The sequence below is a fragment of the Pseudoflavonifractor sp. An187 genome, assembly GCF_002160275.1.
GTDB lineage: Bacteria > Bacillota > Clostridia > Oscillospirales > Oscillospiraceae > Enterenecus > Enterenecus faecium.
Map to the genome: position 1 here is coordinate 146,778 of NZ_NFKG01000002.1, position 24,666 is coordinate 171,443.

The window sequence follows — 24,666 nt, forward strand, 5'->3', positions numbered from 1 at the left end:
TGTGGTGTATGATAGCGTGTACCGGACAGGGAGGACTCTCTGTTTTGGTGAAAGGGATATCACTTAACAGCCCTTGGTACAGCCCGATCATTGGCTGGATACACAACAGGAGGACAATCGGTGAAACATTCAATACGCAAAGGAATTCTGCTCAGTGCCTTGTTGGGAGCGTTTCTCTTGACCAGCGGGTGCACGGCAGGAATGGCCCAGCAGCCCCAGGAACATCCCATCGCAGAACAGCAGAAAACGGAGGTGGAGGCCACCCCGGAACCCACCCGTACCCCCGAGGTAGGGGGCAAGGGAATTGCCGCGGTGGAGGAGCCGGAGGGACCGCTGGCCCCCAGTGGAAAGAGCTACGAGTACTATGAGACGGTAGAGCCCACCTATGTGGATGGCGTACTGCTGGTCAATAAAGAGTATGCCCTGCCCCGGGATTATGGAAACGGGGAGGACGCCACAGCCTATCAGGCCTTGCTCAAGCTTCAGCGGGCGGCTCGGTGGGCTGGCTATTCCATGGACCTGATGAGCGGATACCGTTCCTTTGAGACCCAGGAGGAGCTGTACAACGACTATGTGGCGGTGGACGGCGTGGAGAAAGCGGACACCTACTCCGCTTGGCCGGGCCACTCGGAGCATCAGACCGGACTGGCCTTTGATGTGGGTTGGGTGGACCTGCAATTTGCGGACACCCCAGCGGGACGCTGGCTGGCCAACCACGCCCACGAGTACGGGTTCATCATCCGCTATCCCAAGGGGAAGGAAGACATCACTGGGTATCAGTACGAGCCCTGGCACATCCGCTACCTGGGGGTGGAGTTGGCCACCAAGGTACACCAGAGTGGACTGTGCTTGGAGGAGTACCTGGGCGTGGCACAAACTGCATAAAAACGAAAAAGCATAAGGTGAAAATCGGTCGTCGTTGTTTGCTGAGGCATACAAGGACGATCGTTTTTTTAAACGGCTGTTAGGTAAAAGCATTTTGACAAGAGTTTTACCCTCTTGTCAAAGCCTTTTGATGGAAAAAACATCGGCCGATTTGTTAAACTGAAGATCAGAGGAGGATGGATATGCAGATTGGAGACAAGCTGAGAAAGGCCCGAGAAGAACATCAACTCACCCAGTCACAAATGTCAGAACAATTGATGGTGTCCAGACAGACCATTTCAAACTGGGAGACAGGGAAGTCGCTGCCAGACATTTTGAGCGTTCTTCGGATCAGTGAGGTGTATCAAATTAGCCTGGACGAGTTGTTGAAAGGAGACAAGGCGATGTTGGAAAACATGGAAAAGGAAGCGGAGCAGAGAAAGGCTGAAAAAACGGTCCTCACCGTGGCGTGGATCTCCATTTTAGTGGGAATCCTCGTCCTGATACTGGGCCATGCCTTGGAAGGTTATCCAGTGGTGGATTTTCTCAGCGGAGCCACACCATGGGGTTTGTTGGGGGTGACGTTTTTGCTTTGGATCTTGTCTCTGAACAGGCAAAGCAAACAGAACAAGGAATGACCAGCGATTTGAGAGTTTGACTATGGTACGGGCTTTTGAGTGATGGACAAAGGAACAAAGCTGTGTTACTATGTGCATACTCAGATAAAAGGGGGCAAAAGCATGATTGACTTTGAAAACGCCGACTTTCTCAAGCTGAAAGAAGTGGACAATGACACCTACGCCCAGCGCCTCACGCCTATGTTTGCGCCGGGGGAGGAGATGGTGGCCTCCTTCCGTACCGTGCGGGATGGCGTGGTATTCACCAACCGGCGGGTGATCACCATCAATATGCAGGGGCTGACGGGAAAGCGGACCGACTACACCTCGCTGCCCTATAAGCGGATTCAGGCCTTTTCCGTGGAGACCTCCGGGGTGTTTGACCTGGACAGTGAGCTGGAGCTGTGGTTCAGCAGCCTGGGCCGGGTCCGGTTTGAGTTCACGGCTGGAGCGGATGTGGCCCGTATCTGTTCCGTGATCTCCCAGTATGCGCTGTAACCTTCCAGAGACAAAAAGAGACTCCATGTTCCGTAATGGAACCTGGAGTCTCTTTTTCTTATGGGATTACTTGCGCTCCATAATCACCTTGGCAATCTGGATCACGATGGTGGGGATGAGGGCCAGGCCCACGATCTCGCCCAGGTTGGCCACCCCAAAGGCGGGGGAGACCATAAACAGGGAGTTGAGACCGGGGACAAAGAGCACCAGCATCAGCAGTACCACGCCAGCCAGGAAGGCCCAGATGGAGGCCTTATTGCTGGAGAACTTCAGCCGGAAGATGGACTCGGCGCCTCGGCAGTTGAAGCCGTGGAACAGGCGGGCCAGAGTCAGAGTGGAGAAGGCCATGGTGGTAGCCAGAGCGGCGTCGCCATTCTGATAGCCCAGATAGAAGGCAATCATGGTGACAATGGCGATGAACAGACCCTGGATGCCGATACGGGCCAGCAGAGGCCGGGCGAGGATGGGCTCCTTGGGGTCACGGGGCTTCTGGTTGAGCAGCCCACGGCGGGCGGGCTCCATGCCGATGGCGATGGCGGGCAGGGAGTCGGTGAGCAGGTTGATAAACAGCAGGTGCACGGCCTCAAAGGGAGCGGGCAGGGCCATCAGGGAGGCGTACACCACGCAGAAGATACCGGCGGTGTTGCCGGAGAGCAGGAACTGAATGGCGTTTTTAATGTTGGCGTACACGCTGCGGCCGTTGACCACCGCCTTGACGATGGTGGCAAAGTTGTCGTCGGCCAGAATCATGGAGGCGGCATCCTTGGACACCTCGGTGCCGGTGATGCCCATGGCCACGCCGATGTCGGCCTTTTTCAGGGCGGGGGCGTCGTTGACGCCGTCACCGGTCATGGACACGATGTTACCCCGGCGCTGCCAGGCGTTGACGATGCGGATTTTGTGCTCCGGGGACACACGGGCGTAGACGGAGACAGAGGCCAGGCAGGCGTCCAGCTGCTCGTCGGTCATGTTGTCCAGCTCCACACCGGACAGGGCCTGATCGCCCTCCTGGAAGATGCCCAACTGTTTGGCGATGGCGGTGGCGGTAATCTTGTGGTCGCCGGTGATCATGATGGTGCGAATGCCGCCCTGCTTGGCGTCTGCCACGGCCTGAATGGCCTCGGGGCGGGGCGGGTCGATCATGGAGATGAGGCCCAGGAAGGTGAATTCCTGTTCATCGTCCAGGGACAGGGGACGAATGGCGTCCAGCTCCCGGTAGGCGAAGGCCAGCACACGCAGGCCCTCGGTGGACAGCTGGGTGTTGACCCGGCCGATCTCCTCTTTCATCTCCTGGGTCAGAGGCACCCGGCCCTCGCTGGTGAGCAGCCACTTGGAGCGGTCCAGCAGCACGTCCATGGCACCCTTGGTGAAGAGGGTGGGGACGCCGTCAATGTCGTGGAGGGTACTCATGAGCTTGCGGTCGGAGTCGAAGGCCAGCTCGCCCAGACGGGGGTGCTGCACTCGGTAAGTCACCTCTTCCACCCCGAAGTGCTCGCCCAACATCACCAGGGCCACCTCGGTGGGGTCGCCGATGGAGGTGCCGGTCTCCTCCTCGTGGGTGGCGTCGCTGGCCAGCAGAGCGGCCTTCAGAAGCAGGCGCTGGACGTGGTTGGCCAGGTTTAAGTCCTTGCCCTCCACCAGAGCGCCGTCGGCGTACACCTTTTGGGGAGTCATCTTGTTCTGGGTCAGGGTGCCGGTCTTATCCGAGCAGATGACGGACACGCAGCCCAGGCTCTCCACGGCCTTCAGGTCCTTCATGATGGCGTTTTGTTTGGCCATCTTCTGGGTACCCATGGCCAGCACGATGGTAACGATGGAGGACAGGGCCTCGGGGATGGCGGCCACGGCCAGAGCCACGGCAAACATCAGAGCATCCAGAATCTCCATGTTGCTGCGGAACACGGACAGGCCAAAGACGATGGCGCAGATGACCATGATGACGATGGCCAGCTTGGCGCTGAAGTTGTCCAGGCTCTCCTGGAGGGGGGTCTTGCGCTGCTGGGTCTGATTCATCAAGGTGGCGATCTTACCTAGCTCGGTGTTCATGCCGGTGGCGGTGACCAGCACGGTGGCACGGCCATAGGTGACCAGGGAGCCGGAGAAGACCATGTTCTTCTGGTCGCCCAGAGCCACCTGGTCGGCGTGGATGACGTCGGCGATCTTGTCCACGCCTTCGCTCTCACCGGTGAGGGAGCTCTCATTGACCTTGAGGGAGTAGTTTTCCAGAATGCGGCCGTCGGCCACCACCATGTCGCCGGCCTCCAGCAGCACGATGTCGCCGGGGACGATCTGGGTGGAGGGGATCTCCATGCGCTTGCCGTCCCGTAGCACTTTCGCTGTGGGGGAGGACATGGCTTTCAGGCTCTCCAGGGATTTTTCCGCCTTGAAGTACTGCACGGTACCCAGAATGGCGTTGAGGATGAGCACGGCGATGATGACAATGGTGCTCTCCAGATTGCCGGAGGCGGCGGAGATGAGGGCAGCGATGATGAGGATGATCACCAGTAGGTCTTTGAACTGCTCGGCAAAGACCTGGAGCACACCCTTTTTCTCGCCCTCAGCCAGCTGGTTGGGGCCGAACTGCTGGGCCCGAGCTTGGGCTTCCTGGCCAGACAGTCCGTTGGCACTGGTTTTCTGAGTCTCCAGGGCCTGCTGTGGGGTTTGTTTGTAGTAGGCGTCTGTCATTGGTATTCCTTCCTTCCATGTGTTGAGTTGGGGGCGGAGAGGCAAAATAAAAAAGACCCTCCGCCAACTGCCCGCAAAGCGACAGTTGTCGAAAAGTCTTGTTACCACACAGGGTGCATACCGCCAGGCCAGCACGCTGACCGAGGTGTTGACGGCATAGCTTCAAACTACTCCCTTTTCAACTGCCGTCATTCTATCATGGGGGTGTGAGAAAGTCAAGGATGAATTTCCCTTTGCCCAGGATGGACGGAGGTACCTTCTCAGTATTTCCAGAGAATAGGGGCAGTAAACGGGAGCGGCGTGCCATCGCCGCTCCCGTTTCCAGGTTACAGCCCGCTGTTTCCATAGTTGGACAGCACCCGGGCGGAGGGGTCGTCCACGTTGCACCCCTGCCAGGTCTTGTTGGGCATCCAGAAGTCCGTCACCATCTGACTCTGGCCGGGATAGTGGGCTTCAAACAGTTCCCGGTAGAGCAGAGACTCCTTGGTGAAGGGCTGGGCATGGGTGTAGACCTTGCGCCGAGCCTGGAATTCTTGGTCGGTGTAGCAGGTCTCTGCATAGGCTTTCAGGTCGTCCACCATGGAGTGGCCCACGGCGTCGGAGAAGGCCGCCTTCTCCCGGTAGAGAATGTGCAGAGGCAGCCAATCCCCTTCAAATGCACGGCGTAGCAAGTATTTTCCCTTGCCATAGGTGTTGCACTTCAGACGGGGGTCAATGGCCATCACATAGCGCACAAAGTCCAGGTCACCAAAGGGCACCCGGGCCTCCAGAGCGTTCACCGAGATGCACCGGTCTGCCCGCAGCACGTCGTACATGTGGATTTCCCGAATCCGCTTGGCGGCCTCCTTCTGGAAGGCCTGGGGGGAGGGGGCGAAGTCGGTGTACTTGTAGCCGAACAGCTCGTCGGAGATCTCCCCGGTGAGGAGCACCCGGATGTCCGTGCGTTCATGGATGGCCTTGCACAGCAGATACATGCCAATGCTGGCCCGGATGGTGGTGATGTCGTAGGTGGCCAGCAGCTCCACCACTGGCTCCAGGGCGGTGAGCACATCCTGCCGGGTGATGATGACCTCGGTGTGGTCGCTGCCGATGTAGTCGGCCACCTCCCGGGCGTATTTCAGGTCGATGGCATCCCGGTCCATGCCGATGGCAAAGGTGCGGATGGGGGTGGGGGACGCTTTGGCGGCGACTGCGCACACCAGAGAGGAGTCCAGCCCGCCGCTGAGGAGAAAGCCCACCGGGGCGTCGGACACCAGACGTTTTTGAATCCCAGCCACCAGCTTTTCCCGGATGTTGGTGCAGATGGTGTCCAGGTCTCCCTCCACCACCTGGTCCACGCGGGTCATGTCTGCATAGCGCACAAACTGTCCGTCCAGATAGTAGTGGCCAGGGGGGAAGGGGAGAATGCGGCCCACCAGCCCCACCAGGTTTTTGGGTTCGCTGGCAAAGAGAATGGCCCCGGCCTGGTCGTAGCCGTAGTATAGGGGACGAATGCCCAGAGGGTCCCGGGCGGCGATGACGTGGCCACCCTGGGTGTCCAGAATGATACAGGCAAACTCCGCATCCAGCTGGGCAAACAGGTCCACTCCGTGCTCGAAATAGAGGGGGAGGAGAATCTCACAGTCGGACTGGCTCTGAAAGGTGTATTTATCCTTGAGTTGTTTCCGTATGGCCTCAAAGCCGTATAGTTCCCCGTTGCACACCCCATAGCAGCCATGGAGAACGAAGGGCTGCATTCCCTGGGGCTGTAGCCCCATAATGGCCAGGCGGTGGAAGCCCAGCAGCCCCATTCCGGTGTCCACAATGCGGGAGTTGTCCGGGCCCCGGGACTTGGTTTTGTAGAAGCCTTGGGTAAATGCCGTCACGTCAGCGTTTGGGGTGCAATATCCCATAATGGAACACATGTTGATGCCTCCTTGTGCGCCTGTGCCCATACCTCGGTGGAGGTATGGGCACAGGCATGTATATTCAAATAGGTATCGTGATTACCGAACCCCGAACAGCAGCTGTCCGTAGGAGGGGTAGGGCCAGAAGGAACTGGCGGTGATGGTCTCGGCCTGGTCCACCGCCTGGCGCAGCTGGGCCATGGTGGGGAGCATCTTGTCCCGCACCGCCTCCGAGGTGGCGGTGACATCTTCCATCTGCTCCACGCGGCTGGTCACCGCCTCCAGGGCCTCCATGCCCTGGGCGATCTGGTCGGTGAGGGTGCTCAGCTGCTCCAGCAGCTTGGTCTCGTGGGTGCAGGGCAGAGTGTCCACCACACTGCGTTTGGCAGCGATGCCCTGGGCCACATGGGTGGCGTAGCTCTGCACGGCGGGGAGAATGTCCTGGCGGGCCATGTCGATCATGGTGTTGGCCTCGATCTCCACCGTCTTGCAGTAGTTGTCCAGCATGATCTCACAGCGGGAGTGGAGCTCGGGCACGGAGAATACCCCGTGGCGGGTGAGCATCTCCACGTTTTTCTCGTGGAGCAGGTAGGGCATACAGTCGGCGGTGGTGGGCAGGTTGAGCAGCCCACGGGCTTTCGCCTCTTCAATCCAGCTCTCATCGTAGCCGTTGCCGTCAAAGAGAATGCGCTTGTGCTGGCGAATGACGTCCCGGAGAATGTGGTGGATTTCCGCCACCCGATCCTGGGCCTGTTCCAGGCGGTCGGCGTACTGGCGCAGGGACTCCGCCACAGCGGCGTTGAGCATCATGTTGGCACAGGCGATGGAGTTGGAGGAGCCCAACATGCGGAACTCAAACTTGTTGCCGGTGAAGGCGAAGGGGGAGGTGCGGTTGCGGTCGGTGGTGTCCCGGGGCAGCGGGGGCAGGGCGTGGACGCCCAGCTTCACGCGCTCGGCCTGGGGGGCGGTGTACTGGCTGCCCTCCTCCATGGACTTGAGAATGCCGGACAGCTCATCCCCCAGGAAGATGGACACCACGGCGGGGGGCGCTTCATGGGCGCCCAGGCGGTGGTCGTTGCCAGCGGTGGCCACAGACAGCCGCAGCAGATCCTGGTAGTCGTCCACCGCCTGGATGACGGCACACAGGAAGAGGAGGAACCGGGTGTTCTCGTGGGGCTTGGCGCCGGGGGAGAGAAGGTTCACTCCGGTGTTGGTGGCCATGGACCAGTTGTTGTGCTTGCCCGAGCCATTGACTCCGGCAAAGGGCTTTTCATGGAGCAGACACACCAGACCGTGCTTGGCAGCCACCTTCTGCATGATCTCCATGGTCAGCTGGTTGTGGTCGGTGGCGATGTTGGTGGTGGTGTAGATGGGGGCCAGCTCGTGCTGCGCGGGAGCCACCTCGTTGTGCTGGGTCTTGGCCAGAATGCCCAGCTTCCACAGCTCCTCGTTGAGCTCCTCCATGTAGGCGGCCACCCGCTCCTTGATGTTGCCGAAATAGTGGTCGTTGAGCTCCTGCCCCTTGGGGGAGCGGGCGCCGAAGAGGGTGCGCCCGGTGTAGATGAGGTCGGGACGCTGGTCGTACAGCTTCCGATCCACCAGGAAGTACTCCTGTTCCGGGCCCACCGAGGTGCGCACCGACTTCACATCGGTGTCCCCCAGCAGATGGAGCACCCGCAGAGCCTGGCGGTTCAGAGCCTCCATGGAGCGCAGCAGGGGAGTTTTCTTGTCCAGGGCCTCGCCGCCGTAGGAGCAGAAGGCGGTGGGAATGCACAACGTCTTGCCCTTGATGAAGGCGTAAGAGGTGGGGTCCCAGGCGGTGTAGCCCCGGGCCTCAAAGGTGGCCCGCAGTCCGCCGGAAGGGAAGGAGGAGGCGTCGGGCTCCCCTCGGATGAGCTCCTTGCCGGAAAACTCCATAATCACCCCACCATCCGGGGCGGGGGAGATGAAGCTGTCGTGCTTCTCGGCGGTGACGCCGGTCATGGGCTGGAACCAGTGGGTGAAGTGGGTAGCCCCCTGCTCCACCGCCCAGTCCCGCATGGCGGCGGCCACCACATTGGCCACGGGCAGGTCCAGGGGCGTTCCCTCCTCCATGGTACAGCGCAGGGAACGGTAAATATCTTGAGGAAGGCGGGCCTTCATCACACGCTGGTCAAATACCTGACTTCCAAAATAGCTGGGCACGTTGGTCATGTTCATCCATCCTCTCCAGAAAATAAAAACGGACAGCAACGTCATAGAATTAAGCTCCATGACGTCGTTGTCCGTTGGATGGGCCTATGATACGCCCCGTTTTCGCCAAAGTCAAGTGTGAAAATGCTGCAAAGTGAAGTGACTGTTTCTGGCAGAAACTTGTGAAAACTGCCATTTGTGTTCCAGGGGGTTGACAAGCTCCGGGGGTGTGTCGTATACTTTAACGAAATAAATAGTCCGCGCGCGGCGCACGGATGTATTTACCAATAGGAGATTGACAAGGGTGTCAAGGAATCCCACGGACAAGGTGGTCTGAGGGTTCTTTGGCGCCCTTGTGTTCGTTTTACAGATATTCCAAAGGGGGAGTCACCATGACAAAGCCATCCATGCAAACCCTATACTGCCCGCAGCTGGAGCATGACAACTGCGGCATCGGGGCCGTTGTGGACATCCACGGCCGGAAAACCCATCAAATTGTGGCAGATGCCCTACACATTGTGGAAAACCTGGAACACAGGGCCGGAAAAGATGCCCAGGGGAAGACCGGAGACGGCGTGGGCATTCTGGTTCAGATCAGCCACCGCTTTTTCACCAAGGTATGTGCCCAATTGGGCATTGCTCTGGGCGGGGAGCGGGAATACGGCGTTGGCATGTTCTTCTTTCCCCAGGACGAACTGAAACGCAGCCGGGCCATGAAGATGTTCGAGGTCATTGTGGCCAAGGAGGGGCTGGAGTTTTTGGGCTGGCGTCCAGTGCCCACCGCCCCCCAGGTCCTGGGGGAGAAGGCTCTGGCGTGTATGCCTGCCATCTACCAGTGCTTTGTGAAAAAGCCCAAGGACATCCCGGCGGGGCTGGCCTTTGACCGAAAGTTGTACATGGTGCGCCGGGTCTTCGAGCAGAGCAACGACAACACCTATGTGCCCTCTCTGTCCAGCCGCACCATGGTCTATAAGGGGATGTTCCTGGTGGGGCAGCTGCGCACCTTCTTTTTGGATTTGCAGGATGAGGACTTCGACTCTGCTATTGCCCTGGTGCACTCCCGCTTCTCCACCAACACCAACCCCAGCTGGGAGCGGGCCCACCCCAACCGCTTCATTGTCCACAACGGGGAGATCAACACCATCCGGGGCAACGCCGACAAGATGCAGGCCCGGGAGGAGACCATGTCCACCCCCGCCTTCTCGGAGGACGACTTGACCAAGGTGCTGCCGGTCATCCACGCCGACGGCTCCGACTCGGCCATGCTGGACAACACCCTGGAGTTTCTGGTCATGAGCGGCATGGAGCTGCCTCTGGCGGTGATGGTGGCCATCCCCGAGCCCTGGAGCCACAACGACACCATCTCCCAGCCCCTCCGGGACTTCTACCAGTACTACGCCACCATGATGGAGCCCTGGGACGGCCCCGCCTCCATTCTGTTCTCCGACGGCGATGTGATGGGAGCGGTGCTGGACCGCAACGGCCTGCGCCCCTCCCGCTACTATATCACCAGCGACGGGCGGCTCATCCTCTCCTCGGAGGTGGGAGTGCTCCCCATCCCGGAGGACCAGATTGTCACCAAGGAGCGGCTGCACCCGGGAAAGATGCTGCTGGTGGACACGGTACAGGGCCGGGTGTACTCGGACCAGGAGATCAAGGAGCGCTACGCCGGGAAGGAGCCCTATGGAGAGTGGCTGGACAGCAACCTGGTGGAGCTCCACGACTTGAAGGTTCCCAACCAGCCGGTGCCCCCTCTGAGCCGGGAGTACTGCGCCCGGCTGCAAATGGCCTTTGGCTACACCTATGAGGAGTACCGCAACAGCGTGTGCGCTATGGCCCTCAATGGCAGCGAGCCCATTGGGGCCATGGGTGTGGACACCCCTCTGGCGGTGCTCTCCGACCAGTATCAGCCCCTGTTCCACTACTTCAAGCAGATGTTCGCCCAGGTCACCAACCCGCCCATCGACTCGGTGCGGGAGAAAATCGTCACCTCCACCACCGTCTACGCCGGGAAAAACGGCAATCTGCTCCAGGAGCAGCCGGAGAACTGCCGGGTGCTGAAAATCAACAACCCCATTTTGAACGACCTGGATTTGTTGAAGATCAAGACCATGAACCGCCCCGGCTTCCAGGTGGCCACGGTCTCCATCCTCTACTATAAAAATACCCCCATGGATCGGGTGCTGGAGCAGCTGTTTGTCCAGGTGGACAAGGCCTACCGCAAGGGAGCCACCATCCTCATCCTCTCCGACCGTGGGGTGGACGAAAACCACGTGGCCATTCCGTCCCTGTTGGCGGTATCGGCGGTGCACAAGTACCTGGTGAAGACCAAGAAGTGCACGGCCATGTCCCTCATCCTGGAGTCCGGGGAGCCCCGGGAGGTGCACCACTTCGCCTGCCTGCTGGGCTATGGCGCCTGCGCCGTCAACCCCTACCTGGCCCACGCCACGGTGGCTCAGCTGGTGCAGGACGGGCTGCTGCAAAAGGATTATTATGCTGCGGTGGAGGATTACGACCACGCCATCCTCCAGGGCATCGTGAAGATCGCCTCTAAAATGGGCATCTCCACCATTCAGTCCTACCAGGGCAGCCAGATTTTCGAGTGCATCGGCATCAGCCGGGAAGTCATCGACACCTACTTTACCGGTACCATCAGCCGCATCGGCGGCATCACCCTGGAGGATATCGCCGCCCAGGCCGATGCCCAGCACTCCAAGGCCTATGACCCCCTGGGGCTGGCGGTGAATCTGACTCTGCCCTCGGTGGGCCGCCACAAGATGCGCAGCCAGGGGGAGGAGCACCGCTACAATCCCCAGACCATCCACCTGTTGCAGCAGTCCACCCGCACGGGAGACTACCAGATGTTCCGGCAGTATACCGCCCAGGTGGACCAGGAGAACTTCGGCACCCTCCGCTCCCTCATGGAGTTCAACTACCCGGAACAGGGGGTGCCTCTGGACGAGGTGGAGAGCGTGGAGAGTATTGTCACCCGCTTCAAGACCGGGGCCATGTCCTATGGCTCCATCTCCCAGGAGGCCCATGAGGCCCTGGCGGTGGCCATGAACCGCCTTCACGGAAAGTCCAACAGCGGCGAGGGCGGCGAGAGTGACGAGCGGCTGGAGTCGGCGGGCACCGACCATGACCGCAGCTCCGCCATCAAGCAGGTGGCCAGCGGCCGCTTCGGCGTCACCAGCCGCTATCTGGTCAGCGCCAAGGAGCTGCAAATCAAAATGGCCCAGGGCGCCAAGCCCGGCGAGGGGGGACACCTGCCCGCCCAGAAGGTGTACCCCTGGATTGCCAAGACCCGCCACTCCACCCCCGGCGTGAGCCTCATCTCGCCGCCGCCCCACCACGACATCTACTCCATTGAGGACCTGGCCCAGCTCATCTATGACCTGAAAAACGCCAACAAGTACGCCCGCATCTCGGTGAAGCTGGTGTCTGAGGCTGGCGTGGGCACCGTGGCCGCCGGTGTGGCCAAGGCGGGCGCCCAGGTGATTTTGATCTCCGGGTACGACGGCGGTACCGGAGCCGCCCCCCTGAGCTCCATTTTGGATGCGGGCCTGCCCTGGGAGCTGGGCCTGGCGGAGACCCACCAGACCCTGCTGAAAAATGATCTCCGGGATCGGGTGCGCATTGAGACCGACGGCAAACTCATGAGCGGAAAGGACGTGGCCGTGGCCACCCTGCTGGGTGCCGAGGAGTTCGGCTTTGCCACCGCCCCCCTGGTCACCCTGGGGTGTGTGATGATGCGGGTGTGCAACCTGGACACCTGCCCCATGGGCGTGGCCACCCAGAACCCGGAACTGCGCCGTCGGTTCATGGGCAAGCCCGAGTATGTGGAAAACTTCATGCGCTTCATCGCCCAGGAGCTGCGGGAGTACATGGCCAAGCTGGGCGTGCGCACCATCGACGAGATGGTGGGCCGCACCGACTTGCTTCGCCAGAGAACCGATTTGACGGGCAACGCCGCCCAGGTGGATTTGAGTGGTATTCTGGCTCAGGTCCCGGACAGCCAGACCATCTTTGACCCCCAGCACGCCTACGACTTCCACCTGGAGCGCACCAAGGACGAGCAGGTGCTGCTCAAGAGCGCCAAGATCAAGGACAGCCTGTCCAGTGGCCGGGCCCACACCGTGGAGGTGAAGCTATTGAACACCGACCGCAGCTTCGGCACCCTGCTGGGCTCCGAGCTCACCCGCCGGCATCCCCACGGCCTGCCCCAGGACACCATCACCGTCCGCTGCCACGGGGCGGGAGGCCAGAGCTTCGGCGCCTTCATCCCCCAGGGCCTCACCCTGGAGCTGGAGGGGGACAGCAACGACTACTTCGGCAAGGGACTGTCCGGCGGCAAGCTGGTGGTGTATCCCCCCAAGCAGGCGAACTTTGTCCCCCATGAGAACATCATCATCGGCAACGTGGCCCTGTACGGCGCCACCTCCGGCCAGGCTTACATCAACGGCATGGCAGGGGAGCGGTTCTGCGTGCGCAACTCCGGCGCCCGTGCCGTGGTGGAAGGCGTGGGCGAGCACGGCTGCGAGTATATGACCGGCGGCTGTGTGGTAGTATTGGGTCCCACGGGCAAAAATTTCGCCGCCGGTATGAGCGGCGGCGTGGTGTACGTGTTGGACGAGGGCAACGCTTTGTACCGGAACCTGAACAAGGGCCAGGTGCTCATGGAGAAGGTGGAGAGCAAGTTCGACCGGGAGGAACTGCGGCAGATGCTCCAGGACCATATGGCCGCCACCGGCTCAGAGAAGGCCCGTCAGGTGCTGGACGACTTTGACGCCTATCTGCCCCGGTTCAAGAAGATCATCCCCGGGGAATATAAGAAGCTCATGCAGCTCTCCGCCCAATTTGAAGAGCAGGGCATGAGCCGGGAAGAGGCCCAGATCGAGGCGTTCTATGCCAGCGTGGCAGGAAAGGAAGGTTGAGGAAGATGGGAAAGCCCACAGGATTTATGGAATATCAACGTCAGAACGGGCCTTCCGTCCCGCCTCTGGAGCGCATTCAAACCTTTGACGAGTTCCACACCACCCTCACCCTCCAGCAGCAACAGCGGCAGGGGGCCCGGTGTATGGACTGCGGCGTCCCCTTCTGCCAGGCGGGGATGATGATCGGCGGCATGGCCTCCGGCTGTCCACTCCACAACCTGGTGCCTGAGATCAACGATCTGGTGTACCACGGCAACTGGGAGCAGGCATATATCCGCCTCAGCCGCACCCACTGCCTGCCCGAGTTCACCTCCCGGGTGTGTCCCGCCCTGTGTGAGGCGGCCTGCACCTGCGGGGAATACAGTGAGCCGGTCACCACCAAGGACAATGAGCGCCAGGTCATTGAGTACGCTTTTGCCCATGGCCTGGTGAGCGGGGAGCCCCCCAAGGTGCGCACGGGCAAGCGGGTGGCCGTGGTGGGCAGCGGCCCGGCCGGCCTGTCTGCGGCGCTGCTGCTCAATCAGCGGGGCCACTCTGTGACCGTGTTCGAGCGCCACGACCGCCCCGGCGGACTGCTGCGCTACGGCATTCCCAATATGAAGCTGGACAAGAAGGTCATCGACCGCCGCATTGCTCTCATGGAGCAGGCGGGGGTGGAATTCCGGTGCAATGTGGACGTGGGCCGCACCGTCACCGCCCAGGAGCTGCTGGAGGAGTATGACCGGGTGATTCTGGCCTGCGGGGCCAGCCAGCCCCGGGACCTGCCAGTGCCCGGGCGGGAGGCTCAGGGGGTGATGTTTGCTGTGGACTTCCTCACCCAGGTGACGAAAGAGCTGCTGGACAGCGACTTCCAAACCGTCCCCACCCACCTGGCAGAGGGCAAGCAGGTGCTGGTCATCGGCGGCGGCGACACGGGCAACGACTGTGTGGGCACCGCCATCCGCCTGGGGGCAGCGGGGGTGACCCAGCTGGAGATGATGCCCAAGGCCCCGGAGACCCGCACGCCCAGCAACCCCTGGCCCCAGTGGCCCCGGGTGCTAAAGACCGACTACGGACAGCAGGAGGCCATCGCTGTGTTTGGGGAAGACCCCCGCCGCTACCAGACCACGGTGAAGGAGTTCAAGCAGGACGCGGAGGGCAAGGTGTGCGGGGCCGTGCTGGTGAGCCTGGAGCCCAAAAAGGACGAGGCCACCGGACGGATGCAGATGGTCCCCGTGGAGGGCAGCGAGGTGGAGGTGCCCGCCGACTTGGTGCTCATTGCCGCAGGCTTTTTGGGCAGTGAGGAGTATGTGGCCCAGGCCTTCGGGGTGGAGCGGGACGGCCGCACCAACGTGGCCACCCAGCCCGGCGGCTATGAGACCAGCGTAGAGCGGGTGTTTACCGCCGGAGACATGCACCGGGGCCAATCCCTGGTGGTGTGGGCCATTGCCGAGGGCCGGGAAGTGGCCCGGGCGGTGGATGCCTCCCTCATGGGATACAGCAACCTATCATGATACAGAGAGTCCGGCACGGGGGTATCCTCGTGCCGGACTCCTTTTATTCCTGTTTACGGGCGTGCAGCTCTTCCACCAGGGCCCGAGAGCAGTGCTCGGTGATCTGGGCGATGGCGGCAATGGTGCCTGGGGTGTCGATGGCTTTTCCCTCACACATGGCGTAGTAGCCCCCGAAAATGGCGAAGTTGAGATAGACATTGAAGAACAAATCGTCCTCATATTGGGGATAGGCCTGGAAAATCCGCTCGTTCAGGGCGGCGTGGAGCTTTACCACGAAATTGCCCCGCTGGGGGCCGGAAAACAGCTTGTCAATCCGGGCAGACTGGGCGTAAAAGGCCAGAAACAGTTCCTGGGTGAACTCTTTGGGGTGCTCTACTACGTATTGAGGGTGGGGGAGGTTGTCCACCACCTGCTGGATGAGTTCCTGCTCCAACTGATCGGACAGGTGGTAGATGTCTGTGAAGTGGGTGTAAAAGGTGGACTTGTTGATTTCCGCCTTTTCACACAGCTCCTTGACCGTGATTTTCTCCAGGGGCTTGTGGGCCCGCAGCTCCATAAAGGCGGTGATGATACTCCGCCGGGTTTTCTTCACTCGAATGTCCATATGCCCCGTCCTTTCCCGACACTTTGCTGCAAAGGTTGGTTATCCGACCGCTGGCCTCAGCTGCTGGTGTGCAGCGGAGATCCTACCATGTATACTCTATTATAGTTGGAAAACCGACGATTGTCTAGAAATGTCAGGAGGTCGCCATGGACTTTTACGGATTTTACACGGGCCAGGAATTTGAGGCCTATCGCTTTCTGGGTGCCCAGGTGCAGGGGGACGGCAGCGTAGTTTTCCGCACCTTCGCCCCCAATGCCGCCAGCATCTCGGTGATCGGGGACTTCAACAGCTGGCAGGGCAGTGACATGCACAAGATCTACGACGGGAACTTCTGGGAGCTCACCGTTCCCCAGGTGGAAGTGGGGTCCCGGTACAAATTCCGCATCACCAGCCAGACCGGGAACACCATTGACCACTGTGACCCCTATGGATTTGGCAGCGAAAAGCGGCCCCATACCGCCTCTGTGGTCCACTCCCTGGATAGCTATTCTTTCCAGGATGGGGCGTGGATGGACCGCAGGGGAGAGGGGTACCAGCAGCCCCTGAACATTTACGAGGTGCACCTGGGCTCGTGGCAGAGAAAATCCGATGACCCTGACGACTGGTACACCTATGAGGAGCTGGCCCAGCGGCTTATCCCCTACGTCAAGGAGTGCGGCTATAACTATATTGAGTTGATGCCCCTGGCTGAGCACCCCTGTGATGCCTCCTGGGGGTATCAGGACACCGGATTTTTCAGCCCCACCTCCCGCTATGGAACCCCCGATCAGCTGCGGTTCTTCATTGACCAGTGCCACCAAAACCACATCGGGGTCATCATGGACTTTGTCCCGGTGCACTTTGCGGTGGATGACTACGCTCTGTGGAATTATGACGGCACTCCTCTCTACGAGTACCCCAACACTGCGGTGGGCCGCAGTGAGTGGGGCAGCTGCAACTTCATGCACTCCAGAGGGGAGGTCCGAAGCTTCCTCCAGTCGGCGGCTCTCTATTGGCTGAAGGAGTTTCACGTGGACGGCCTGCGCATGGATGCGGTGAGTAACCTCATCTACTGGCAGGGAGACCCGGGACGGGGGGAGAACCGGGGAGCCATCCAGTTTTTGCAGACTATGAACCAGGGCCTCAAGCAGCGCCTGCCCCACGCCCTGCTCATTGCCGAGGACTCCACCTCCTATTCCGGTGTGACCCGGGATGTGGCCCACGGCGGACTGGGCTTTGACTACAAGTGGGATTTGGGGTGGATGAACGACACCCTGTCCTACTTCCAGACCCCGCCCCAGATGCGGCCCCAGCACTATCACAAACTCACCTTCTCCATGATGTATTTCTATCAGGAGCGGTATTTGCTCCCCCTGTCCCATGACGAGGTGGTCCACGGCAAGGCCACCATCCTCCAGAAGATGCACGGGGACTATGAGGAGAAGTTCCCTCAGGCCAGAGCCCTGTACTGTTACATGATGGCCCATCCTGGGAAGAAACTCAACTTCATGGGCAATGAGATTGGGCAGTTCCGGGAGTGGGACGAGAGCAGGGAACAGGACTGGAATCTGCTCCGTTACCCCAAGCATGATGAACTGTTCCGGTTCATCCGGGACTTAAACCACCTGTACCTCAACCACTCCGCCCTGTGGCAGGAGGATGACCGAGAGCAGGGCTTCCGGTGGCTGGACTGCCACCAGGAGGAGCGGTGCATCTACGCCATGGAACGGCGCAGCGCCAAGGAGCGGCTGGTGTTCGTGTTCAACTTCTCCAACCAGACGCAGGACGGCTACCAACTCCCTGTGGAGGGGTGCACCGGACTGCGGCTCATCCTCTCCACGGAGTGGGAGGAGTACGGCGGAGGCGTGAAGCGAAATGAGGGCTTCTTACCTGTCCTGCATAACCAAGTTCAACTGTCTCTTCCGCCCTATTCCGGGCTGTGCCTGGCGGTGGAAGGGGAATAAACAACAAGGTCTGAAATCTCTAGGATTTCAGACCTTGTTGCACATGATTGGGTTGAAGCTCGTTGGCAGAGGGGCGGAACCGGAAGTAGATGTAGAAGGAGAGAAGCACATTGAGGGTGTCCGCTGTGATCTGGGACCAGATGATGCCGAACATGCCGAAGATGGCATTGAGGAGAAAGAGCATGGGGATATTGAGAAACAGCCACCGGGTCACACCCAGGAAGAGGGACACACGCCCTTTGCCGAAGGCCTGGAACAGGTACACGGTGAAGAAGCTCAGGAACATCAAAGGGGTGGCCAGTACCCGGATGCGGAGGAACTGGGAGGCCGACTCCACCGTCTGGGCGTCTCCGATGAACAGGTTGGAGAACTGGACGGCGAAAATCTCATACAGCGCAATGCTAATGGCCGCCACGATCAACCCCAGGCGGCGGGAGAGGCGGATGGCATCGTTCATCCGCTGCTGATTTCCCGCCGAGTAGTTGTAGGCCACCAGGGGCAGCATACCCTGGCAGATGCCCACCCCCACGTTCAGGGGGAACCGCTCCACTTTGAGGACGATGCCCACGGCGGCCAGAGCCACGTCGTGGTAGGACACCATCAGCTTATCAATGACCACATAGTCCAAATCGAAGAGCAGGGTGGTGATGGCGGAGGGAATGCCCACCCCGAACACCGCCACAATGCTGCTGCGCTGGGGTAGGCCTGCCTTGGGGGAGAAGGTGATGATGGAGCCCCGGCCCATCCGAGCCAGCACCACCAGGAAAAAGAGTAGGGCTACGCAGTTGGACAGGCAGGTGGCCAGTCCGGCGCCCAGCACCTCCTGGCCCCGGGGCAGCAGGACAAACATAAAGAGGGGGTCCAGGGCGATGTTCAGCAGGCCGCCCAAGATGATACCGGCGCTGGCCTCCCGGGAGCGGCCAATGCTGCGGATGAGGTTTGCCAGCACGTTGGACAACACTGTGGGAATGCCGCCGATGACAATGACACAGGTGGCGTACTGCTGGGCGTAGTGGTAGGTGTTCTCGCCTGCGCCCAGCAGGCCCAGAAGGGGCCCCATGAACAGCCCCGTGCCCAGGGCGAAGAGGGCGGCGATGGACAGCCCCAAGTACAGTGAGAAGGCGCTGACCTTTCGGGCTTCCTCGGGGCGGCCACTGCCCAGCAGCCGGGAGATGAGGGAGCCGCCGCCGATGCCCGCCAGTCCGGCCAGACACAGGGTGATGTTGAACACGGGGAGGATGAGGGAGGTGGAGGCCACCATGTACGGGTTGTTGGTCCGCCCCACAAAGAAGGTGTCCGCCATGTTGTAGATCAGCACGATCAGCTGGCTGGCCACGGCGGGAAGAATCATCTTCCGCAGGGCTACGGGGATGGGGAGGGTGGCGAAGATATCGGATTGGGCTGGTTTGGCGTTTGCTTGCATGGGACTACACCTGAGCTTTCTAGGAGGTTATCGACTGCATGTCATAGATTGCAACAGAGTATATCATAGCACACACCCACCGATGTTTTCCAGAAGAAAGAATGAATGGAATTGATGCATAGGGCGGATGGTATCACTGCTTTGAGAAAAAGAAAAAGTCCTGAACGCAGATGCGTTCAGGACTTTGGTGGAGATAAGCGGGATCGAACCGCTGACCTCTTGAATGCCATTCAAGCGCTCTCCCAGCTGAGCTATACCCCCGAGTTGTTATTTCGTTTTTGCGGCGGTCTCTCGCGCCGACAAAAGTGAGTATATCAGAGAGGGGGTGGTTTGTCAACAAGAAATTTCAAAAAATCTAAAATTTTTTTCTTGGCTCTTTGTGCCTCTTGTTTTCGGCCTTGTGTGCCCGGGAAATAACGTGGTCAAGATAGGGCACATAGGACAGGCGAGGGAAGCCTGTACAGCTGGCCACGCATCAGAGGGATGCCTACATGAAGAGCTACTTTTTGGGAGCAATGCCATACGCGGCCGGATGCCTGTATGATGTCTGATATTATAGAGGTATATGAACAGCGGTGTAGGGCCTGTTTTAGCCTCTGCAAAAAAATCTGAAATTTTCTGAAAAAAGCCCTTGACTTTTCGTGCACCCCCTGTTATACTAACACTCGTTCCGCAGGGGACACGACAAAAACGAATACGACCTGGGGGTATAGCTCAGCTGGGAGAGCGCTTGAATGGCATTCAAGAGGTCAGCGGTTCGATCCCGCTTATCTCCACCAAAGACCTGAAACCGTTTGGTTTCAGGTCTTTTTCGTTTGTCAGGTCTCGGACGATACGGTGCATACCTATCAAGCTCGCTGGCTTTCTGGCGGCGGTGACCGGACACAATCTCATAGTTGCCGTCCTCACATGAACGGATGATAGTAGGCTGGGTAGCACCTTTCTCCTTGACGATGGACACGCATTTCTTTCTCGTCCCGGACATCAAAGGAATGGTTCTTAAAAGCATGGAGCTTATTCAGCTTGATATATACGTTTTTTCCTCGCCACGGCGAGGAGGCTCCTTCGGAAGCTAGAGTTTCTTCGGAGCGGGAGCGGCTTGTACCATGTGGCTGCTGTATTCGCTGGTTTCTCTTTGGGGGGCTTTTCCCGTTTTCTCTCGGCTTTTTCGGAGCCTCCGGCTGCTTTTCCGATTTCTCCGTTTTTGCCGGGGCAGGCTTTTCCCCGCCGGAAGTTGCCGCCCGTTCCTCATCCTTCTTTTCTTTCATAATTTCAGCGAAGTCATAGACGGACACCTGCGGGCTTGTTGCCTGCGGTTCCGTCTTTTTTCGGCCTCCGGGGGAGTAGGCGCCTTCTCAGGCTCGGGCGAGGTTTCCTTGCCCGGCCCGGTATCTGTTTCCAGCTGATCCGGTATTTTCGTGGTCTTATCATCTGCCATAAGCATTTACCTCCTGTTTTTGGGCATGAAAAAAGGGCTCAACTTTTCAGTCAAGCCCCCGTGGGAAGTTCCTCCTTTCTCCGCCAAGACACAAAAATACCGCCCATAGTCTCTTTGGGGCGGTACATTGTGCATGGGGGTAAAATCGAAAAATGATGTTGAAATTGAATATATTTTGTTTTATAATATACTAAATAATAGTTGCTTTTGCATATGGACTGTGCCTCTTATATTTGATGTTTTATAGGAGAGATTGTATGTACAAAAAGAATGCATTTGGAAATCCCGACGGCTCCCGAACAGATATTGAGGATATGATGGCAGAATTTGTTAAGTTTGATGGTACCTCTTTTACTTCTGGGGTAGCTTTGGAAGATGACTTAAAAGTTCGTGTAATTGTTGGGGCTAAAGGATCGGGAAAAACAGTTTATCTTCGTCGTATGCGAGCAATACTGTCGGAAAACGATTCTGTTTACGTAAATGATATAGAACAAGAAGTTCCTTCAACTGATCTTATAATAAGATTTTGTCAGATGTTTTCAGATACAGAACTGACAGAGCAGTGGATGTATGTGTGGAAGTTTGCTATAATCCGAACAGTTGTTTCCAACATATTGAATAATCATAAATGGAATTCAGATTCCAATATAGATGTAGCACCGTTAAAAAAGTATACGAATATTTTGTTCCCGGAATATAAAACCCCAATGTCGGTTTATGCGGAGGCAAGACACATCCTATCGAGTTACACTACTAAAAATGAGTTTGCCAAATATAAGAATAAGAGAGAATGGGATGAGCTAGAATATATTTTAAGCGAAATGCTCAGATGTTTACCACCAATTTATTTTTTTGTCGATTCCGTAGACGAGGAATATGGACATGCTCCCATGTATTGGTTGCGGTGTCAAAAAGGTTTGTTTTATAGAGTGATGCGAATGCTTCGTGAAAACATTTATGGAAACAAACTGCACATTATAATAAGCATTCGGGACAATGTCTTTTCGTCGGTCTTACAGAGTGAACATCAGACAAGATACATAAATGAAGATCACATCCGTATTTTGAATTGGGATTATTCAACTATCGAATACTTTTTCAAAAGCAAAATTGATGCCTTAAATCCGTGCTATTTTTTGAATCCTCCTCAAAACAAAGAAGATAAGTGTATTAATAGATGGTTAGGTATTGACACTATTTATAATACGCAAAGGCAAATTGAAGAGCCGCTTTTGGATTATATTCTTCGCCACACACGGCTATTGCCTCGGGATATTATAATTGTTGGTAATTCACTAGCACAGATTAAGCGAGAAATTTTTGAAGAAGCGGACTATGATATTCAACTTATTATACGAGAAAAAGTTTCTAAATCCGCTAGAACTTTTGGAAATGAATTACTTCAAATATGTGCAAACCAGATTATTAATAATGAAATGCCCAAAGGTGCCGTTCAGAAAAATTATTCAGAAGTGTATACAAGTATAAAAGAATATACTTATTCTGTGGCTCAAGATATTAAAAATATATTGTTGGAATTCAACAGCGATAGATTTACTTGGGACGAGCTACTGTTAATTGATTTGCAAGCGCGTCAACATATTGGTGAATCCTGTCATCTTTTGGATGTTCTTTGGCAAAATAGTGCATTGGGATATCTTAATGCTGGACCTAATGGAAGTGAAGAAATCTTTTTCATTGATGCGAATTATGAGGATTTTTTGTTACCGAAGAAAAAAGCACAATATTTGTTGCGTTCCTGTTTGATTGATGCCATCGGTATTTCACCTAAAAAATGGGATAATAGTCCTGTTATCGGTGGATATCGTAGACAAAAGAATTATAAAGTGAGGAAAACTTTATGAAAAAATATGATGATATAGTTTTTGATTCATGGAGTTCATTTAAAGAATCTGTGGCGATGGATGTCTGCAAAAAGGATGGATTTCCGTACAAAAAATTTATTTTTCGTGGACAAGCTGATGCAGATTGGGGGTTGGTTTCTTCTTTTGATCGAACTTTTGCAGATATGCCTTTTCATCTAAAACAAAAGCTGCAACAAGATTTGATTGGAAATTTTAAAAAGAGTTGCCGACAATTTGAAAGCCTTAATCTTGAAAACTATTCAGATATTGAGATAATGTCTTTAGGGCAACATTATGGCCTTCCAACAAGATTGTTAGACTGGTCATATAGTATATATATAGCAGCTTTCTTTGCCTACACGTCTTTTTCAGTACAATCTTCGTCTGTTGCTATTTGGGCTATCGATACCACTCACGAAATTTGGCAAGGAGAATATGGCGTTTCTATTTGCCAAGATATGATTGATAGAAATAGCCGTCAGATGCAGCAATTTGCAGTCTTTACAATGAACAAAAGTCCCGATAAATCTATTGAGTCTTATGTAGAAACATGTTCTAAAGAACATGATGTTCAGGGCGCACTATACAAAATACTTATTCCCATCAGCGAACGCAGAGTTGCTTTGAACGATTTAGATATGATGGGAATAACGTATTGTACGCTTTTAGGCGGGATTGATGGATGCGCTCAAACCGCACTCGTGCAAGAATATCTAAAAGAAACCTTTAGTATTTAGTATATGAATGTACAGGTGAAAACATTGATGGCTATTATATAATACAGAATGGTTTGAGTGCTATTAAAAAATAATGTAGCCTAAAAACCTACCTTTTGAATCTTCTTCAGAAGCTCCTTATGGCGTAAACTGATTGAAAGACGTATTGATCCGAAATCTAGTTGTCGGTTTTGAGGTATGTAACCGATTGACCCAGGAGAGCGCTTGAATGGCATTCAAGAGGTCAGCGGTTCGATCCCGCTTATCTCCACCAAAAGACCTGAAACCAAATGGTTTCAGGTCTTTTACTTTTTCTTCGGGCGTTGCATCCAGAGATATTCCGTGCTATGATTATGATAACAAGGGGAGCAGATAACGCCGGAGGTCTGAGAGGTGATAGCAATGAAGCATTTGAAACGATTTCTGTTGCTGTTGGTTGCGTTGTTTGTCGGCGCTGGCCTGGGCCATATCCTGTTGTCAGAATTTGAACCGCTGCGTCTGATTGCTTTTCTTGTGCTGTGTTTGGCTTTGGGCGAACTGTTCTATCAGATTGATCAAAGAACGCAAGATCAATCGTGAGAGTGGGGAGCCATTGCATCTGACAAACTCTTTACCGTACCTGGGTGGCTCTGTTTACCTGTGTGTGCTATGATTTCCTTATCCGATGCCATGGAGAGAGGGAGCCGGAAGATGAAAAAGCTAAAAATGTGGAATTTAACCTCTGCACTGGTGTTTTTGGCGGGGGCCGTACTGTTTGGCGTGCCCTGTTTTCGGTATGAGGTGGTGACACCGCTATCCGGGCTTGGTGCTTTGGTTGCAGTAGTTGGGGTGATTATGGGGCTGGTGAAGGTGCGTTGCCCGTGTTGCGGGGCTTTTCTTGGTGCTCTGGTGTCTTCCAAACGTCCCTTTTGCCCAAGGTGTGGGTGCAATTTAGAAAAAGTGCTGCGATAAGAAAAGCTCTGGAATCCTCAAAGGTTCCAGAGCTTTTTTCATCGGTTCAGCCAGAAAATCCCCAAGTTGAGATACCCGGCAAAGGCCACCCACGCCAGATAGGGCAGCATCAGCCAGAACGTGCGGCGGTCCAGGGCAGAAAATTGCAGGGTGGTGAGGAGAATGAGGCACCACAGCAGCACCAGCCAGAAAAAGGACACCAGATACAGCCCCAGGTTGAAAAAGAGGATGGACCACAGGAAGTTAAACCCCAACTGAATGCCGTAGAACGTCAGGGCCCGCTTGACCAGCTTTTCTGGGCCCTGGGACCGGACCACTAAATAAGAGGCAATCCCCATCAGGACAAAGAGCACCGTCCACACCACGGGAAACAGCCAACCTGGCGGGGAGAGAGGCGGCTGGTTTAGGGCCTGAAAGTCCTCCATAGCACCTCGGGTCACCCAGCCGGACAGGCCGCCCACCGCCAGGGGGATGCCAATGCACAACAGCAATTGACGCAGTTTGTGACTCATTCCCAGCACCTCCGTTGCGGCTATTGTATGCTGCGTCGGGGAAAATTATGCGAACAAACACCCCG

Annotated in this window: 18 protein-coding genes and 2 tRNA genes; 11 read left to right on the forward strand and 9 right to left on the reverse strand. The window is 56.7% G+C overall.

Annotation, left to right across the window (positions count from 1 at the left end; all coding sequences use genetic code 11):
• Positions 1 to 120: 120 nt before the first annotated feature.
• The 3 genes from B5F22_RS02275 to B5F22_RS02285 all read left to right on the forward strand — a co-directional run bounded on the left by B5F22_RS02275 (position 121) and on the right by B5F22_RS02285 (position 1,979).
• Complete coding sequence (locus B5F22_RS02275; protein ID WP_242955036.1) at positions 121 to 885, forward strand: M15 family metallopeptidase; 765 nt, start codon at positions 121 to 123, stop codon at positions 883 to 885.
• A gap of 182 nt (positions 886 to 1,067) precedes the next feature.
• Positions 1,068 to 1,502, forward strand: coding sequence for a helix-turn-helix transcriptional regulator (locus tag B5F22_RS02280; protein WP_204210486.1), 435 nt, complete (start codon positions 1,068 to 1,070; stop codon positions 1,500 to 1,502).
• A 102-nt stretch (positions 1,503 to 1,604) separates the two neighbouring features.
• Complete coding sequence (locus B5F22_RS02285) at positions 1,605 to 1,979, forward strand: PH domain-containing protein (RefSeq protein WP_087228799.1); 375 nt, start codon at positions 1,605 to 1,607, stop codon at positions 1,977 to 1,979.
• Between the two features lie 66 nt (positions 1,980 to 2,045).
• Here the strand turns inward: B5F22_RS02285 and B5F22_RS02290 are convergent, their stop codons facing one another.
• The 3 genes from B5F22_RS02290 to B5F22_RS02300 form a co-directional block, all read right to left on the reverse strand.
• On the reverse strand, positions 2,046 to 4,664 hold the full coding sequence (locus tag B5F22_RS02290) for a cation-translocating P-type ATPase (protein ID WP_087390356.1): 2,619 nt from the start codon (positions 4,662 to 4,664) through the stop codon (positions 2,046 to 2,048).
• 326 nt (positions 4,665 to 4,990) lie between these two features.
• Positions 4,991 to 6,568 carry an asparagine synthase B gene (gene asnB / locus B5F22_RS02295; protein WP_087390359.1) on the reverse strand — a complete coding sequence of 526 codons (1,578 nt, stop codon included), beginning with the start codon at positions 6,566 to 6,568 and terminating at the stop codon, positions 4,991 to 4,993.
• An 81-nt stretch (positions 6,569 to 6,649) separates the two neighbouring features.
• Complete coding sequence (locus tag B5F22_RS02300; RefSeq protein WP_087390630.1) at positions 6,650 to 8,743, reverse strand: glutamine synthetase III; 2,094 nt, start codon at positions 8,741 to 8,743, stop codon at positions 6,650 to 6,652.
• A 371-nt stretch (positions 8,744 to 9,114) separates the two neighbouring features.
• Between B5F22_RS02300 and gltB the strand changes: the two genes are divergently transcribed.
• Positions 9,115 to 13,656, forward strand: coding sequence for a glutamate synthase large subunit (gene gltB, locus B5F22_RS02305; protein ID WP_087390362.1), 4,542 nt, complete (start codon positions 9,115 to 9,117; stop codon positions 13,654 to 13,656).
• 5 nt (positions 13,657 to 13,661) lie between these two features.
• Positions 13,662 to 15,149 carry a glutamate synthase subunit beta gene (locus tag B5F22_RS02310; RefSeq protein ID WP_087390365.1) on the forward strand — a complete coding sequence of 496 codons (1,488 nt, stop codon included), beginning with the start codon at positions 13,662 to 13,664 and terminating at the stop codon, positions 15,147 to 15,149.
• Positions 15,150 to 15,192: 43 nt separating this feature from the next.
• Here the strand turns inward: B5F22_RS02310 and B5F22_RS02315 are convergent, their stop codons facing one another.
• A complete protein-coding gene (locus B5F22_RS02315; RefSeq protein WP_087371859.1) occupies positions 15,193 to 15,753 on the reverse strand; it encodes a TetR/AcrR family transcriptional regulator in 561 nt (186 codons plus the stop codon).
• 146 nt (positions 15,754 to 15,899) lie between these two features.
• Here B5F22_RS02315 and glgB point away from each other — a divergent pair, with 146 nt between their 5' ends.
• The gene (gene glgB, locus B5F22_RS02320) at positions 15,900 to 17,696 is read left to right on the forward strand and encodes a 1,4-alpha-glucan branching protein GlgB (protein ID WP_087390368.1); all 1,797 of its coding nucleotides are present in this window, start codon (positions 15,900 to 15,902) and stop codon (positions 17,694 to 17,696) included.
• Positions 17,697 to 17,715: 19 nt separating this feature from the next.
• Here the strand turns inward: glgB and B5F22_RS02325 are convergent, their stop codons facing one another.
• Both B5F22_RS02325 and B5F22_RS02330 read right to left on the reverse strand, forming a co-directional pair.
• The gene (locus B5F22_RS02325; protein ID WP_242955037.1) at positions 17,716 to 19,119 is read right to left on the reverse strand and encodes an MATE family efflux transporter; all 1,404 of its coding nucleotides are present in this window, start codon (positions 19,117 to 19,119) and stop codon (positions 17,716 to 17,718) included.
• 185 nt (positions 19,120 to 19,304) lie between these two features.
• Positions 19,305 to 19,380: transfer RNA gene (locus tag B5F22_RS02330), tRNA-Ala, on the reverse strand.
• A gap of 442 nt (positions 19,381 to 19,822) precedes the next feature.
• Between B5F22_RS02330 and B5F22_RS02335 the strand changes: the two genes are divergently transcribed.
• Positions 19,823 to 19,898: transfer RNA gene (locus B5F22_RS02335), tRNA-Ala, on the forward strand.
• 126 nt (positions 19,899 to 20,024) lie between these two features.
• Here the strand turns inward: B5F22_RS02335 and B5F22_RS12520 are convergent.
• Positions 20,025 to 20,387, reverse strand: a complete 363-nt coding sequence (locus tag B5F22_RS12520) for a hypothetical protein (protein WP_242955038.1) — start codon at positions 20,385 to 20,387, stop codon at positions 20,025 to 20,027.
• Positions 20,384 to 20,557: a hypothetical protein gene (locus tag B5F22_RS12525; RefSeq protein WP_158096582.1), complete on the reverse strand. Its 174-nt coding sequence runs from the start codon at positions 20,555 to 20,557 to the stop codon at positions 20,384 to 20,386. The genes B5F22_RS12520 and B5F22_RS12525 overlap by 4 nt, the downstream gene beginning before the upstream one ends.
• 257 nt (positions 20,558 to 20,814) lie before the next feature.
• On the opposite strand from B5F22_RS12525, the gene B5F22_RS02345 reads away from it, so the two are divergent.
• The 4 genes from B5F22_RS02345 to B5F22_RS11935 all read left to right on the forward strand — a co-directional run bounded on the left by B5F22_RS02345 (position 20,815) and on the right by B5F22_RS11935 (position 24,089).
• A complete protein-coding gene (locus B5F22_RS02345; protein WP_087390371.1) occupies positions 20,815 to 22,422 on the forward strand; it encodes a hypothetical protein in 1,608 nt (535 codons plus the stop codon).
• Positions 22,419 to 23,159 carry an FRG domain-containing protein gene (locus B5F22_RS02350; RefSeq protein ID WP_087390374.1) on the forward strand — a complete coding sequence of 247 codons (741 nt, stop codon included), beginning with the start codon at positions 22,419 to 22,421 and terminating at the stop codon, positions 23,157 to 23,159. The genes B5F22_RS02345 and B5F22_RS02350 overlap by 4 nt, the downstream gene beginning before the upstream one ends.
• Before the next feature lie 381 nt (positions 23,160 to 23,540).
• The gene (locus tag B5F22_RS12220) at positions 23,541 to 23,717 is read left to right on the forward strand and encodes a hypothetical protein (protein ID WP_158096583.1); all 177 of its coding nucleotides are present in this window, start codon (positions 23,541 to 23,543) and stop codon (positions 23,715 to 23,717) included.
• A gap of 111 nt (positions 23,718 to 23,828) precedes the next feature.
• Complete coding sequence (locus B5F22_RS11935) at positions 23,829 to 24,089, forward strand: hypothetical protein (protein WP_143482158.1); 261 nt, start codon at positions 23,829 to 23,831, stop codon at positions 24,087 to 24,089.
• A 38-nt stretch (positions 24,090 to 24,127) separates the two neighbouring features.
• Here the strand turns inward: B5F22_RS11935 and B5F22_RS02365 are convergent, their stop codons facing one another.
• The gene (locus B5F22_RS02365) at positions 24,128 to 24,601 is read right to left on the reverse strand and encodes a TspO/MBR family protein (protein WP_087390380.1); all 474 of its coding nucleotides are present in this window, start codon (positions 24,599 to 24,601) and stop codon (positions 24,128 to 24,130) included.
• Between the last annotated feature and the right edge of the window lie 65 nt (positions 24,602 to 24,666).

Excerpts from the sequence above, each read along its gene's own strand:
- B5F22_RS11935 (WP_143482158.1), top strand. The coding sequence starts at position 23,829 with ATGAAAAAGCTAAAAATGTGGAATTTAACCTCTGCACTGGTGTTTTTG.
- B5F22_RS02310 (WP_087390365.1), top strand. The coding sequence starts at position 13,662 with ATGGGAAAGCCCACAGGATTTATGGAATATCAACGTCAGAACGGGCCT.
- B5F22_RS02285 (WP_087228799.1), top strand. The coding sequence starts at position 1,605 with ATGATTGACTTTGAAAACGCCGACTTTCTCAAGCTGAAAGAAGTGGAC.
- B5F22_RS02280 (WP_204210486.1), top strand. The coding sequence starts at position 1,068 with ATGCAGATTGGAGACAAGCTGAGAAAGGCCCGAGAAGAACATCAACTC.
- asnB (WP_087390359.1), bottom strand. The coding sequence starts at position 6,568 with ATGTGTTCCATTATGGGATATTGCACCCCAAACGCTGACGTGACGGCA.
- gltB (WP_087390362.1), top strand. The coding sequence starts at position 9,115 with ATGACAAAGCCATCCATGCAAACCCTATACTGCCCGCAGCTGGAGCAT.
- B5F22_RS12520 (WP_242955038.1), bottom strand. The coding sequence starts at position 20,387 with ATGAAAGAAAAGAAGGATGAGGAACGGGCGGCAACTTCCGGCGGGGAA.
- B5F22_RS02325 (WP_242955037.1), bottom strand. The coding sequence starts at position 19,119 with ATGCAAGCAAACGCCAAACCAGCCCAATCCGATATCTTCGCCACCCTC.
- glgB (WP_087390368.1), top strand. The coding sequence starts at position 15,900 with ATGGACTTTTACGGATTTTACACGGGCCAGGAATTTGAGGCCTATCGC.
- B5F22_RS02315 (WP_087371859.1), bottom strand. The coding sequence starts at position 15,753 with ATGGACATTCGAGTGAAGAAAACCCGGCGGAGTATCATCACCGCCTTT.
- B5F22_RS12220 (WP_158096583.1), top strand. The coding sequence starts at position 23,541 with ATGAAGCATTTGAAACGATTTCTGTTGCTGTTGGTTGCGTTGTTTGTC.
- B5F22_RS02290 (WP_087390356.1), bottom strand. The coding sequence starts at position 4,664 with ATGACAGACGCCTACTACAAACAAACCCCACAGCAGGCCCTGGAGACT.
- B5F22_RS02300 (WP_087390630.1), bottom strand. The coding sequence starts at position 8,743 with ATGACCAACGTGCCCAGCTATTTTGGAAGTCAGGTATTTGACCAGCGT.
- B5F22_RS02365 (WP_087390380.1), bottom strand. The coding sequence starts at position 24,601 with ATGAGTCACAAACTGCGTCAATTGCTGTTGTGCATTGGCATCCCCCTG.
- B5F22_RS12525 (WP_158096582.1), bottom strand. The coding sequence starts at position 20,557 with ATGGCAGATGATAAGACCACGAAAATACCGGATCAGCTGGAAACAGAT.
- B5F22_RS02350 (WP_087390374.1), top strand. The coding sequence starts at position 22,419 with ATGAAAAAATATGATGATATAGTTTTTGATTCATGGAGTTCATTTAAA.
- B5F22_RS02345 (WP_087390371.1), top strand. The coding sequence starts at position 20,815 with ATGTACAAAAAGAATGCATTTGGAAATCCCGACGGCTCCCGAACAGAT.